Genomic DNA, 14,043 nt, shown 5'->3' with positions numbered 1-14,043 from the left:
ATTTGAACAAACTTTTGAATAGGTCAAAATAATGAAAAATATTTCGGAAATCATTTTTCAAGTTCCTCCATTACCAGCCTTGGCAAGTATTTTCGGTGAGAGAAAAGGAACAATCGTAACCCCTACAATCCGTATTGAATCACAAAATGAACGACAAATAACGCTTTCTGTCGATAAATTAAAACCAGGAGTATATTTATTCAGCTATCAAAACTCCTTAAATGAAATTATTCACCTGCGATTTATTAAAAACTAATTATGAAAAAGTTAATTATTGTACTATTCATAGCAGGTGCCTTTTTTTCTTGTAATCAAGAAGACGGTGAACCTGATATCAGGAACTTTAATGGAGAAATGACCGTGCTTTTCAACGGAGAAGAATGGAAATCTCCAATAAGGTTTTATTTGCAAAAACAAATAACCTGTTCGCCTGGTAATTCAATTATCCCGCTTGGATTCGGCTTTGCTGCTTATGACGAAAGTGGTTACTTTCAACGGATATTAGATTTGGGTTTTATTCTTCCCACCACTGAAATCCAGTCAGCTCAAGAATTACTCAAAAATACAGCTCAAAACAATCCAAATTTCGCAAATACAGTAGGTCAACCTCCACGACCCGGCTACATCACTACGATAGGTTATGATGCGATAAGTACAGTTTACCTATTGGATTCCGAATTAAGGGAAAGCTATTTCCAGTTAACGCATTATGATTCTGACAAAAAAGAAATCCACGGAGTATTTGAATTGGAGTTTTTTCTTTCATCTAAAAGTTCAAGTGAACCCAATGCTCCTGATCGAATTAAATTTACCCAAGGGAAATTTGTAGCCAAAGCGCCGGAAGAATGGTTTCAGTGGGACAAAAAATGTGATCCCCGATAAAAATAAGGTTGCCTAAAAACAGAAACGGGAAGAAATTCTTGCGAAAATCTTCCCGTTTAATGAGTTGAAAACCATAGTCCTCAATTCACTTCAAGCTACCGTTAGTAGGCTATTCCCAGTTGCCCAGGTCAAAACCGAATGTCTGAAGTAGCTCCGAAGAGCATGTCCCAGTTTTCAGATACCTTGTTGTATTTCTGCGGTTGCCCGTCTCAAACCTTTCTTGCGAAAAGCTCCTTCATACCCAGTATCCTGATTTTGTCCGAAGACTCCATCTTGGGCCGATCTTAAATGCACTTCTGCGGTGGTCCGTCTCAAACTCCTGCGTTTAAGCAGTCGTTCCTTTGTGCCAGATGATATGCGCCATCATCCCGAAGGATTTTAGCACTGATTAATCCGTTTGTCGCATTTCTGGAGTTGCCTCTCTCAAAAGGTCAATTGCTTGTCCTTTCCTTCATGCCCGGAAATTTGAATTACTCCGAAGAGAAACTCAAACTCAGCTCATCGTTTTTGGCACTTCTGCGGTTACCCGTCTCAGAAATTTTTCCAAAGAAAAATCCCCCTTTGCGCCCGATCTCAACCTTTCAAACAACGGTCCGAAATCTTATTTTCGGCCTTTTTATCTCTTACTTGATGATTTAAAGTTGCTTGATTTACATACAGATTCCAATTTTTTAATCTATTTTTTCTCCACAATTTTTCCCCAAATTAAAGATGGTGAAATCACAAGATTTCCACAATTTTTACATAGGTTATAAACATTTTGCAGAATTTTTTATCAAAAAACTGATTGTCATCAGCTAATTTATTTCAGCTGATTTTCCTTCCTTGATTTTTCCCTTAACTTAAATCCATCGTATCAAGACTTCCTCCCAAAATGACTCATCGAAGATCCTTTCTAAAACAATCAAGTTTAATTGCAGGAGGCCTTTGGCTTGCTCCATCTCTAATTCAGGCAAAACAAAAAATAGCTCCAAGCGCCCGCATTCGGGTGGCACTTATCGGCTGCAACAATATGGGCTTCGGAATTCTACGTCATCACATCGCCCTTCCGGAAGTGGAATGCGTCGCGATCTGCGATGTGGATCAAAACATCCTGGACAAGCGAATCGCAGAGGTGGAAACTGCAACAGGAAAGAAACCCCAGCGATTTACAGATTTCAGAAAGCTCCTCGAATTAAAAGACCTCGATGCCGTCATCATCGGAACTCCGGATCATTGGCATTGCCTGATAGCCGTGGCAGCCTGCCAAGCCGGAAAGGATGTCTATGTGGAAAAACCCATGGCCAATTCCATCGGCGAATGTGATCTCATGGCTCAGGCTTCCGGCAAATACAATAGAATCATGCAAGTGGGACAGCAGCAGCGGGCAGGACAGGCATTTATCGAGTCTAGGGATTTGGTGAAAAGTGGCTACTTGGGCAAAATCCGCAAAGTGAATATCTGGTCAAATTTCAATTACGGTTTGGGGAGTGAAATTAAACCCGCGACCCCCGTTCCTCAAGGAGTGGATTACGACTTTTGGTTGGGTCCGGCCCCAAAGCGGGAGTTTAATCCAAACCGCTTTCACGGAAGTTGGCGGCACTTTTGGGATTACGGCGGAGGATTGATGTCAGACTGGGGCGTGCATTTACTGGACATGGCGATTTGGGTTGAGGATAATCCCAGTGCACCGGGTCATGTGATGACCTATGCGAATAATGTAAATATGGAAAACCGGGATCGGGACACTTTTGATACGATGAATGTGCTATTCTCTAAAAAGGACTTTCTGATCAACTATGACATGAATGGGGGCTTGCAGACCGGACCTTATGGTAAGCCCTATGGAATCGCTTATGTGGGAGATTTGGGCACTTTGGTCGTCAACCGAAGCGGCTATGAGATCTATCCGGAATGGGACCCAACAGCCAAAACCAATAAAATCGAAGCGAAAAAACTGGAAGGAACCACCGAATCCCACAATGCACATGTTGCCAACTTTGTGGAATGCATCAAAACGCGCAGTCAGCCAAATTGTCCACCCGAAGCCGGAAGAATCGCTGCACTCCATGCGCACATTCCCAATATCGCCGCGAGAGTTGGGGCAGAAAGCTTGATTTGGGAAGATGCTAAACGAGAGTTTGTCGGAAATAAAGAAGCAAATGAATTGATCTTTCCGGAGTATCGGAAACCTTGGGTTTTGCCGAAAATCTAGGCTTCGACCCCATTATTAATGACGGAAATTAAAAAAGGATATTAATGCTGTGTCAGTCCGAGTACCCGACAGACGGGAGTCTGAAGGTTCGAGGACCCTTCGACTCCGCTACCGATGACAGATTGTGTTAAATTTTGTTTTTTCTAATTATTCAAAATTATATTCCGACTTCATGAAGTGTGATTTCTCGCCAGGAATCTGTTAATTCTGGTTTTAAATTTAGGTTAGGTTATTCGTTTTCTTCGTTCTTTTGGCTTAACCCAAAAGAACCAAAAGGTCAAGATTTGCCAAAGCTCCCAACGCACAAGGCCGAACGCTGGCTCGCTCCTGCCTGCTGCAGGCAGGGGCAAATCCTCCCACCGCGCCCTTCCGATCGATGTTTTGTTTACGCAGACTAAATCAAACGTGGTTTTACATTTATTGACTTACTTGGTGTGCAAAACCCTGTCATTTCCATTTTGTATGTTCGCAGAATATTTAAGACTCAGGATGACCCTGTATTTTAAGTTTTAAAATCCATACCATCCGGCTTCGACTCCGCTCAGCCTGACATCGCATTACCACTTACCAACTCCCATACCTCCCTTCTTCCCTACTTCAACCCTATCCTCATCAAATACCCATCCGCTGTCATATACAAGTACTTTTCAACCGAATCAAAGGCACAGTTTGCCGTCCCGTTTTCAGTAAGGATCGATCCTAAATGTTTCCCATCCGAACTGATGACCAAAACTCCACCGGGCCCGGTGGCGAAGAGGGTTCCGTTGGAATGCACTTTTAAACCGTCAGGAAGACCTTTTCGATTTGGACCTTGAATTGAAGTAGCATCAAAAAGCACTTTTCCGGAAATCACATTTCCATTTTCATCCAAATCAAAGGCATAATAGCGCGCTTTCTCCGGATCAGACTGGGCGATATAGAGTATCTTTTGATCCGGACTCAGCGCGATTCCATTGGGTCGCGAAAGGGTGTCCACCAGCAAATTGACTTTTCCGTCAAGATCCAAACGATAAACGCCCTGAAAATCCAGTTGCTTCTCATCCCAAGGATCCATCCCATAAGGCGGATCGGTGAAAAAGAGTTGCCCTTTGGAATTAAAGACCAAGTCATTGGGACTGTTGAATCGCTTGCCTTCATATTCGCCTACTAAAGTTTCAAACTCTGATTTTGGGGAATCCAGCGATGCCAACATTCTCCCAATTTGCCGCTCTCCATGCTGGCAAAGAATCAGATTTCCTTCAGAGTCCAAAGTCAAACCATTTGCTCCGGGTTCGCGCTTATCCGTGCGATCACCTAAGTAGCCCGAAGGACTCAAGTAAACCGAAAGGCTGTCTTGCTCCGTCCATTTCCAGATTTTGTTGGTAGGCACATCCGTAAAAATCAGCGCCTTTTGATCCTCCAGCCAAAGCGGACCCTCTGCCCATTCAAAGCCCGAAGTCAACACTTCAATTTTTGCATCTGCAGCAATCAGCGAATTAATAGCCGAATCAAGTCGCTCGACCGAACCGATGGTCTCAAACTTGGAGGTTTCAACTTCCTCTTGAATTTTAGGAGCAGAGCAGGCTGTAAGCAGAAAAACAGCCAAGTAAATGGATTGCTTCATGATCTTTTGGGTTTGAAAAAAGGAAGATAATCCATTCCGTTTAAAAGACCGAATTGCGGCTTTATTGCAAAACTTAATAGGTACAACTTCACAAATTCATTGAAATCTGTGAAGTCAACTTCATAAATTTAGCTAAATTTGTGAAGTTGAGCTCATAAATTTGCGTAAATTTGTGAAGTTAGACTCATGTATTTAGATCAAACGAACTCGTGCAAGTATCCCGAACCATCAACTCCCAACTCGAATACCAGCTTTTCAAAGGGAAAGTTCTGATCCTATATGGTGCCAGACGAACCGGGAAAACAACCTTGGTAAAACACCTGCTGACGAAGTTTTCAGAAAAATCAGCCTACATCAACTGTGAGCTTCAGGAATACAAAGACGCCCTTTCTACGACTAATTCGGGGCTTTTAGCAGAATTTATTGGAAATCGTGAGCTGATTATTTTTGATGAAGCACAACACATTTCGAATATCGGCTTGGTGTTAAAGGTACTTGTTGACACCTTTCCACAGGTTCAGTTTATTGCAACTAGTTCTTCCAGCTTTGAGCTTTCAGGAATGGTCTCCGAACCACTGACCGGAAGATCCCGTCAGTTTCTGCTGCTTCCTTTTTCCCTGGAAGAAATCGGTCAGATACTCAACCCCATTCAGATCAAAGCCAACCTGCCCAACTTCCTGAGATTTGGACTTTATCCGCAGGTGTTCAACAGTATTGGAGATGAAAAAATCGAAGAACTCGCTGAGATTTCTTCCAACTACCTGTACAAAGACCTTTTCCAGTTTGAGCAAATCAAAAAGCCTAACTTGCTGTTCAAGCTTTTGGCTGCCATTGCCTTGCAGACCGGAAGCGAGTCCTCACTGAATGAGCTCGCTCAAATCACAGGAACAAATGTGCATACGGTCAAGCGTTATCTGGAGCTGCTGGAGAAATCCTTTGTGATTTTCCGACTGAACTCATTCAGCCGAAATCTAAGAAAAGAACTTGCCAAAAGTCAAAAAATCTACTTCTACGACGTGGGAATCCGTAATGCAGTGATCCGCAATTTCAATGAAATGAACCTAAGAACAGATGTAGGAGGCCTTTGGGAAAACTTTTGCATTACTGAAAGGATCAAATTCAACCAGAACCACCGAAGATTTGTCAATACTTATTTTTGGAGAACTTATGACCAAAAGGAGATTGACTACATCGAAGAAAAAGACGGACATCTGACCTGCTTCGAGTTCAAGTATTCGGAAGGAGCTCCAGGTAAGTTTCCGGCAGAGTTTTCCGAAACCTATCCCAATTCAAGCTTCAAGGTGATTAAACCAGCGAATTTCTTTGAGTTATATAAATAGACTTGTCTGGTCCAAGTCAGGAGACTTGAACCAAATCGAGCTATATCAATGAGTTACAACCCACTCGCTTGGGCATCTTTTCCGCGTTGAGCGATAAGCTTAGCGCGGATTTTTTCTTTTCTGTAAAAAGCCAAGGGATCGGCCTCTCCCCCACTTTGGATTCTCGCCTCGCAAACCAATGTCCTCACATCTGTCAAAAATGCATCCTGTAGCACTTCCTGCGCTCCGACTACATCTCCTTCATTTTGACATTGAGCTAACTTCTTTCTGTCCACCAACAGCGCTTTAGCATATGCCTGAGAAATGGTTTCTAAAGCCTGAATCAAATCTTCCAGTGGGTCTTTGGTGTTATGACTCGCATCGATCATCCAGGAAATACTTTCCCAAGCCTGTGCCCTTTCTTCAGCACCACCAATCAATTCGCAGAAGATCAAAAACAACTGATACGGCTTGATGCTTCCGGTACTCAGGTCATCATCTCCGTATTTGCTGTCATTGAAGTGAAATCCTGCCAGCAGGTTTTGATGCATCAGCGTCGCCACGATCTGCTCGATATTGGTATTGGGAAGGTGGTGACCCAAATCCACCAGCACTTTTGCCTGATCGCCGAGTTGCTTACAGATCAAGGCCGAGGTGCCCCAGTCCGGAATCACCGTGTGATAAAAATTGGGCTCGTAAGGCTTGTACTCCAGTAAAAGCTTCCAATCAGCCGGCAAACCGGCATAGATTTCCTGCAGGGATTCGGTAGTCCATTGCAATGCCTTTCTTATATGCGCCTGTCCCGGAAAATTACTTCCATCTGCAAGCCAAACCGTCAGCCCTTTACTTCCCAGGCTTTTTCCAATCTCAATTACCTGAAGATTATGCTCCACTGCCTGCTTTCGGATTGCCGAATCGGCATTGCTCAGCGAACCCTTTTTATAGGATAATGGCTGACCATAGTCCTGAAAGGTATTTGAATTCATTGCATCGAAGCTGATCTGAAGATCGGCGGCCTTTTGCCTGATCGCTTGTACATCCTGCGGAATATCCCATGGAATATGGAGGGAAACGGCATCCGTCCGTTTGGTCAGCTTGGCCAAAAGCCCGATATCCTCCAGCTTTTCATCCAAATTTCTGGGTTCGCCTCCGATCGAAAATCGACCAAACCTAGTTCCACCCGCCCCAAGCGCCCAGCTTGGTACCGCGATTTGAAAGGCGGATATCTGGGAAATCAATTTTGAGGCATCGATTCCCTTTTCTGCGAGTTGCTCGGAAAGAAGCTGAAGTGATTTTTGGTGGAAGTCGGTAGGCATGAGTAATTAGGTTATTGGTAATGGGTTATTGGAAATGGGTTATTGAGTTATTGGTTATTGAGTTATTGGTTAAATGAGCAATAATCAACTTCATCACGTAGTTATCGGGACAATTTTCAAGGTATTCCGATTCAATGGGCATTGAGAATTGGTAATTTACATTTTGGCTTTATCTACTGCTGACTGGGACTGCCTACTGCTGACTGGTTTTATTTATCCAAAACGGAGCGGTCACAAACCAAAGCACCATACCGAAACCCATGGTCCATTTCATTTGACTCAAATCCGAATTCCCCATAAAAAAGATAATCGGGGGTACAATAGTCAGCAGTAAGCCTAAAAGCGAACCTATTTTCAACAGATTTTTCATTACGCAAGTGATTTGGCAAGTGGATATTTCATTCTGGATAAAACAACAAAGATGGCAACTGCCACAAACCAACCAGGAAGCCCTAGAAAGAAGATTTCCACCCCGTAGAAGAAATTCAATCCCAAACAGAAGACCAAAGTCAAAACCCAGCTCAGCAAGGCAGGAACACTGAAATCAGACTTGGAATTCAATGCCCCTTCGTATTGGAAGCCCATCTTTTTGGAAAAATAGAAATCCGCAAAAATCACCGCTCCCATCGGCATCAAAAGCAAGCCATACAAGGCCACAAAATCCAGCAGTTTCATTACCAAAGCAGGAAAACAAGCAGCCAAACTGGTAATTCCACCCACAATGGCTGTGATTTTCCAAGTTGGTACTTTAGGGAAAATCCCCTGCAGTGCAAGCCCGGCCCGATAAATCGTGGGATTCGCCGTAGTCCAGCCAGCGATCACCACGCAGATAGCTCCGGCAATGCCCAAGGTCTGGTAAGCAATCGCTCCGGGGGCAAATTCCTGTGAGGCTGTATTGGCCTGAAGAAATACCGAATAAAGAATTCCTGAGGCTATCCAGGCCACAAAATGTCCCAAAAAAACTCCCGCAAAAGAATAGAATCCATAGGTCCAGGACTTTGCGTAGCGGAGAATCGTCAAATCTGACATCCCTATATGCATGGCCATATTGCAAAACCAGGCGAAAAAGATGATGTGCCAAATCGTAAATTTGGACATACCGGCGAGTGGTACTCCATTCCAAATCACTTCCTGAGCAATGGTGATCAAGCTTTCGAAAGAACCAACTCCAAGTTGGGCTAATCCCACAATTGCCGCGGCTATGAAAATCAAAATCATCCAGGGAGACATGATATTTGCAAACTTAGAAACTTGATTATAACCTTGGATAGCCACTAAAGTGATCACCGCCCCCATCACCAATACTGTGACAATCCAACCCGGTGTCCGCGGAAGCCAATCAGTCAAAGTGGGCATTTCCAGATCAAAAGGAATCCCCACAGCTGTGGCTGAAACGGCAATCATCGATCCCGCCAAAAAACAGAACATGAGAGCATTAACCAGATTGTACCAACGCACCAGATTTTTCCCAGCAATGCGCTCCAACTGATAATACAAGGTCATACGCTTGGATGCTGCGATCGGCCCGGTGATCAGCCCCCAACTCAATACGGCCAGTAAATTCCCTATCAACAGCCCCAGTACCAAGTCCCCCGCGGCCACTCCATGTGCAACAAATAGTGGCCCAATGACAAACTCTGTCCCGGCAGTATGCTCTCCTGCATACATGCCCAGAAAGCTTTTGCCTCCTTTTAGGCTAGCCCCGGGAATAGGGGTCCGTTCATATTCATTGGTTTCACCAACTATTTTTTTAAAGAATCTGTTGCTCATTGAAAATTATTTTGACTTCAATAAAACATAATGTCTGTCCCAACCTGTCCTGCCCTGTCTAAAACTTTTTCTACCCTTTGTCTAAGGTTTAGTTTGCAAAAAGTTAATTAAAAGGTAAATTTTAAAATCATGTTCTCGGATAATTTGAAGACTCTTTCAAATTCATAAAAAAAAATTCAAAACTACGATTCACTCAAGACACTACAGGACACCTATTGAGTCGTTTTCTGAGAAATTCATCCTATCACCAGTAGACCTGTTATAATGAATACACCTATTATGAGTTTCAAGCATGTAAGCTACCTATGGGACGAGGCAAAAGCCGCGTCACTGGAAGGAAACGAGGTAGAACTTTTAATTTATCGCTCTAACATACTCGGAGCCGACCTTCGGATTACCAATTATGGCGGAGGCAATACTTCTTGTAAAACAATGGAGCTTGACCCATTGACCAAGGAGCCGGTGGAGGTGATGTGGATCAAGGGTTCGGGAGGCGATATTGGCACAATGACCCGTTCTGGATTGGCTGGTTTGTATGTTGACAAACTCAGATCACTAAAAGGCATCTATCGCGGAATTGAGTTTGAGGATGAGATGGTTGGATTATTCAATCATTGCATCTATGATTTGGACTCAAAAGCTCCCTCGATCGATACGCCCCTACACGGTTTCTTACCATTCAAACATATTGATCACCTGCATCCGGATGCCGCTATTGCAATCGCCGCATCGAAGGATGGAGAAAAGATCACCCAAGAACTATGGAAAGGTGCAATTGCATGGGTTCCTTGGCAGCGACCAGGCTTTGACCTGGGCTTGCAACTTAAGGAAGCCTTAGACAATAATCCGGGAATCCGGGGGATTATGCTTGGAGGTCATGGGCTATTCACTTGGGCAGACACGGCCTATGAGTGCTATCTCAACAGCCTTGAAGTCATTGAAATGGCATCCGCTTATTTGGAATCAAATTATGGAAAAAAACGACCGGTTTTTGGAGGGGAAAAAGTTAAATCTCTTTCGCCGGATCAGCGAAAATCTCAAGCAGCCAAGCTAGCTCCAATTCTACGTGGACTTGCATCCTCGGAAAAACGAATGGTAGGTACTTTCAGTGATTCAGAAGTTGTACTACAATTCGTCAACAGTCATGACCTGACCAAGCTAGCCCCAATGGGCACAAGCTGTCCGGATCACTTCCTAAGAACCAAGATTAGCCCTCTTGTACTGGATTTAGCCGCGGATGCCGTGCTTAGCGACGTGGATGGTTTAAAAGAAAAAATAGGTGTGGCATTTCAGGCATATCGTGAAATGTATGCTGACTACTATCAAAAACACAAGCATCCAAACAGTCCGGCAATGCGCGACCCCAATCCGGTTGTGATTTTGTGGCCGGGCGTTGGACTTTTCAGCTACGCAAAAGACAAGCAAACCAGCCGGGTAGCCAGTGAATTCTACATCAATGCCATCAATGTCATGCGTGGTGCTGAGGCGGTTTCGGAATATGTATCACTTCCGCTTCAGGAAGCTTTTGATATCGAATACTGGTTGCTAGAAGAAGCAAAACTTTCGAGAATGCCGAAAGAAAAACCACTTTCCCGAAAAATTGCGCTCGTCACAGGAAGTGCGGGAGGCATTGGAAAAGGCATCGCTGAAAAATATGTTCAGGAAGGCGCCTGCGTGGTCTTGACTGATATTGATCCGGAAAGATTAGCCACTGCCGTTGCGGAATTTGAAAAAAAATATGGCAAGGATGTGGTCTTGGGGGCAAAACTTGATGTAACTGATTCCGAGAGTTTGGCAGACGCCATCCAGGCAACTTGCCTGAAATTTGGTGGTATAGATATCGTGGTCAACAATGCCGGGATTTCTATTTCCAAAGCTTTTGAAGATCACACAGATCAAGATTGGGCTCGATTGAACGATATTTTGGTCATGGGACAGTATCAGGTTTCCAAAGCTGGCGTAACTTTAATGAAGCAGCAGGGCCTCGGAGGGGATGTGATCAATATTGTAAGCAAAAACGCACTGGTGGCAGGCCCAAAAAATGTGGCTTATGGCACAGCCAAAGCAGCGCAATTGCATATGTCAAGATTGATGGCTGCTGAGTTGGCTGAAGATAAAATCCGCGTGAATGTTGTAAACCCGGATGCAGTTATCGAAAATTCCAATATTTGGGAAGGCGGCTGGGCTGAAAATCGCGCCAAGGCTTATGGCATTGATGTAAAAGATCTCCCCCAATATTACGCTAACAGAACATTATTAAAAGAAAGTGTGAAAGTGAGTGACATTGCAGACGCAGCTTTTGCTTTTGTAGGTGGACTTTTAACCAAAACAACAGGAAATATGCTCAACGTGGATGGTGGTCTCGCGGCCGCATTCCCTCGATAGATTCGAACTACAATTACCCTACCTTACCCAACCCATTAGACCCAGTAACCTATGCTTCTTGACAAATCCGAAAAAATCGCTGTGGATTCTCGCACACCGAAATATCTCCAGGTGGTCAATTTGATCCTGGAGGACATCGAAAAGGGAAAACTTAAAATCGGAGACAGAATTCCCTCTATTAATGAGACAAGTTTTGATTTTCTTCTTTCCCGTGACACGGTGGAAAAAGCCTACAATGAACTTCGCGACAGGGGAATCATTTCTTCGGTGAGAGGCAAAGGCTTTTATATTTCGTCTACTCATATGGGACATAAGGTCAAGGTACTGTTGCTTTTCAACAAACTGAGTTCGTATAAAAAGATCATCTATTATTCGATTATCGAGACACTAGGAGCAGATGCTACGGTGGATCTGCAGATTCATCACTACAATCGAAACTTATTGGAGGATTTGTTGGAATCCAACATCGGGAATTATAACTATTATGTTTTAGCTCCTCATTTCTTTAACAGTCTTGGACACCCTGAAACAGCATATGACCTCATCACCAGAATTCCCAAGGATAAACTTCTGATCATTGACCGGGCCGTAAAAGACCACGAAAATGAATTCCCGGGAGTCTACCAGGACTTTTCAAAAGACATCTTTGAAGTACTGGAGTCCGGTATTTCACATTTGAGAAAATACAGCAGGCTGATTTTGGTTTTCCCCAAAGGCGACCTGTATCCTGTAGAAATCATGGATGGATTTAAGCGTTTTTGCTTTTTCCATGATTTCAAAAATCTTATTGTTGACGGCGTAGATGACGACGAGCAGCTGGATATGGGAGATTGTCATATCGTCTTGGCAGAAACTGACCTGGTAAACATTGTCAAGAAATCACGGGAACAGATGTTTAAACTTGGCAGAGATATCGGGATCATTTCATACAACGACACCCCCCTTAAAGAAATCCTTGCAGATGGAATAACTACCATCTCCACGGATTTTCAGAAAATGGGCAAAACCATTGCCGAGCAAATTTTGGGGATTGAGGACCGAATTCCAATCAAAAATCAATTCCGGATGACCTTGAGAAAGTCTTTGTGAGGGATTGGAAGAACTTGTCCGCCTTCGCGGATTGAAAGTGTTGGAAAGTGGCAAGGTTGTAAGGTTCCAAGTTTTCCAAAAGTCGAAAGCCCAAACATTGCCTTGGCCCTCGTATTTCGTACTTCGTAAATCGTATTTGAATAAATGTCTAAAATCCCGGTTACCGCTGTCTTTGACATCGGAAAAACGAATAAAAAATTCTTTCTTTTTGATGAAAATCTAAAAGAAGTCCACAGTACCTACACGCGGCTTCAAGCAATCCCTGACGAAGACGACTTTCCCAGTGAGCCTATTCTCCCCCTTCGGGAATGGATGTTGAACACCTTTTGCGAAGCATTAAAATCTCAGGAATTCGAAATCAAAAAGCTCAATTTTTCAGGTCACGGTGCTTCATTTGTCCAAACAGATGAAAATGGGGAACCTGTCACACCACTTTACGATTACCTTAAGCCCTTTCCGGAAGATCTTTTGAATCGTTTTTATTCCGAAAACGGAGGAAAAGCAGCCTTTTGCCAGCAAACCTCCTCCCCTCCATTAGCCATGCTAAATTCAGGCCTGCAACTCTACTTTCTAAAATATGCCAAGCCTGAATATTTCAAAAAAGTACGCCATTGCCTTCACTTACCCCAATATTTAAGCTTGATTTTCACCGGAGAAATGGTCTCGGACTACACCAGTATAGGCTGTCATACCGGACTTTGGGATTTCGGGAAAATGGATTACCATGATTGGTTAAAAAGAGAAGGAATCGAAGCGCTTTTGCCCCCGATTCTCCCAGGTAATTCTTTGCTTAAAACAAAACCTGAACTTGGAGGAATTCCCTGCGGAATAGGTGTTCACGACTCCTCGGGAGCACTTTTGCCTTACCTGAAGCAAGAAAAAGAGCCTTTTGCCCTACTTTCCACTGGAACTTGGGCGATCACCATCAACCCATTTAACAAAACCTCTCTTACAGAATCTGAACTCTACAAGGATTGTCTCCAATTCCTAAGCATCACAGGACAACCCATCAAAATTTCCAGGTTATTTATCGGCGAGGAGCACAAAGTCCAGGTAGAGGAAATGTATGCGCATTGGACACTTCCCCTTGGCACTTACAAAAAGCTGAAATTCGATGAGTCGCTCTATCAAAAAGTGAGCAAAAACCCGAAAAAGCGAATCGGCTTTAAATACCTGAAACCTGCTGACTATGGACTTGAAAAAGTTGATTCCAGCGATTGGAATAGTTTTTCAGAATTCACTGAAGCCTACTATACCTTCCTCCATGAGCTTACCGACATTCAAGTGGCCTCAATCCAACTTGTCCTTGACGGCGCGCCGGTGAATCGGCTATTTGTGGATGGAGGCTTCAATGCCAACGTTATTTTTCTGGAAATGCTTCGTAAAAAACTTCCTGAAATGGAGATCATACCCAGTGATTTCCCAAATGGTTCGGCATTAGGTGCTGCAATGCTGGTGAATCTGGACTCCTAAGTTTAACTTACC

The 14,043-nt window shown here is 43.7% G+C and carries 12 protein-coding genes; 7 read left to right on the top strand and 5 right to left on the bottom strand.

Annotation, left to right across the window (positions count from 1 at the left end):
• The first annotated feature begins 31 nt into the window (after positions 1-31).
• Both Q8M62_RS06140 and Q8M62_RS06135 read left to right on the top strand, forming a co-directional pair.
• Positions 32-256, top strand: a complete 225-nt coding sequence (locus Q8M62_RS06140; RefSeq protein ID WP_304900883.1) for a hypothetical protein — start codon at positions 32-34, stop codon at positions 254-256.
• A gap of 2 nt (positions 257-258) precedes the next feature.
• Positions 259-882 (top strand): hypothetical protein, encoded by a 624-nt coding sequence (locus Q8M62_RS06135; protein ID WP_304900884.1) that lies wholly within the window; start codon positions 259-261, stop codon positions 880-882.
• 174 nt (positions 883-1,056) lie between these two features.
• Here the strand turns inward: Q8M62_RS06135 and Q8M62_RS06130 are convergent, their stop codons facing one another.
• Positions 1,057-1,197, bottom strand: a complete 141-nt coding sequence (locus Q8M62_RS06130) for a hypothetical protein (RefSeq protein WP_304900885.1) — start codon at positions 1,195-1,197, stop codon at positions 1,057-1,059.
• A 559-nt stretch (positions 1,198-1,756) separates the two neighbouring features.
• On the opposite strand from Q8M62_RS06130, the gene Q8M62_RS06125 reads away from it, so the two are divergent.
• Complete coding sequence (locus Q8M62_RS06125) at positions 1,757-3,076, top strand: Gfo/Idh/MocA family protein (protein WP_304900886.1); 1,320 nt, start codon at positions 1,757-1,759, stop codon at positions 3,074-3,076.
• Positions 3,077-3,668: 592 nt separating this feature from the next.
• Here Q8M62_RS06125 and Q8M62_RS06120 read toward each other — a convergent pair.
• A complete protein-coding gene (locus Q8M62_RS06120; protein WP_304900887.1) occupies positions 3,669-4,679 on the bottom strand; it encodes an SMP-30/gluconolactonase/LRE family protein in 1,011 nt (336 codons plus the stop codon).
• Between the two features lie 209 nt (positions 4,680-4,888).
• Between Q8M62_RS06120 and Q8M62_RS06115 the strand changes: the two genes are divergently transcribed.
• Positions 4,889-6,019, top strand: coding sequence for an ATP-binding protein (locus tag Q8M62_RS06115; RefSeq protein ID WP_304900888.1), 1,131 nt, complete (start codon positions 4,889-4,891; stop codon positions 6,017-6,019).
• Between the two features lie 53 nt (positions 6,020-6,072).
• Here the strand turns inward: Q8M62_RS06115 and Q8M62_RS06110 are convergent, their stop codons facing one another.
• The 3 genes from Q8M62_RS06110 to Q8M62_RS06100 form a co-directional block, all read right to left on the bottom strand.
• Positions 6,073-7,314 carry a TIM barrel protein gene (locus Q8M62_RS06110; RefSeq protein ID WP_304900889.1) on the bottom strand — a complete coding sequence of 414 codons (1,242 nt, stop codon included), beginning with the start codon at positions 7,312-7,314 and terminating at the stop codon, positions 6,073-6,075.
• A 193-nt stretch (positions 7,315-7,507) separates the two neighbouring features.
• Positions 7,508-7,684 carry a hypothetical protein gene (locus Q8M62_RS06105; protein ID WP_304900890.1) on the bottom strand — a complete coding sequence of 59 codons (177 nt, stop codon included), beginning with the start codon at positions 7,682-7,684 and terminating at the stop codon, positions 7,508-7,510.
• Complete coding sequence (locus tag Q8M62_RS06100) at positions 7,684-9,084, bottom strand: cytosine permease (protein WP_305351414.1); 1,401 nt, start codon at positions 9,082-9,084, stop codon at positions 7,684-7,686. Before Q8M62_RS06100 ends, Q8M62_RS06105 begins: the two co-directional genes overlap by 1 nt.
• 264 nt (positions 9,085-9,348) lie before the next feature.
• Between Q8M62_RS06100 and Q8M62_RS06095 the strand changes: the two genes are divergently transcribed.
• From Q8M62_RS06095 to Q8M62_RS06085, 3 genes are all read left to right on the top strand, one after another.
• Positions 9,349-11,469, top strand: coding sequence for a bifunctional aldolase/short-chain dehydrogenase (locus tag Q8M62_RS06095; protein ID WP_304902373.1), 2,121 nt, complete (start codon positions 9,349-9,351; stop codon positions 11,467-11,469).
• A gap of 51 nt (positions 11,470-11,520) precedes the next feature.
• Entirely contained in the window at positions 11,521-12,558 is a 1,038-nt protein-coding gene (locus Q8M62_RS06090) for a GntR family transcriptional regulator (protein WP_304902374.1), read from the top strand.
• Between the two features lie 144 nt (positions 12,559-12,702).
• A complete protein-coding gene (locus Q8M62_RS06085) occupies positions 12,703-14,031 on the top strand; it encodes an FGGY-family carbohydrate kinase (protein ID WP_304902375.1) in 1,329 nt (442 codons plus the stop codon).
• The last annotated feature ends 12 nt before the right edge of the window (positions 14,032-14,043 follow it).

The sequence above is a fragment of the Algoriphagus sp. genome (assembly GCF_030694375.1).
Taxonomy (GTDB): Bacteria; Bacteroidota; Bacteroidia; order Cytophagales; family Cyclobacteriaceae; genus Algoriphagus.
This window is presented reverse-complemented; position numbering and strand designations above follow the sequence as displayed.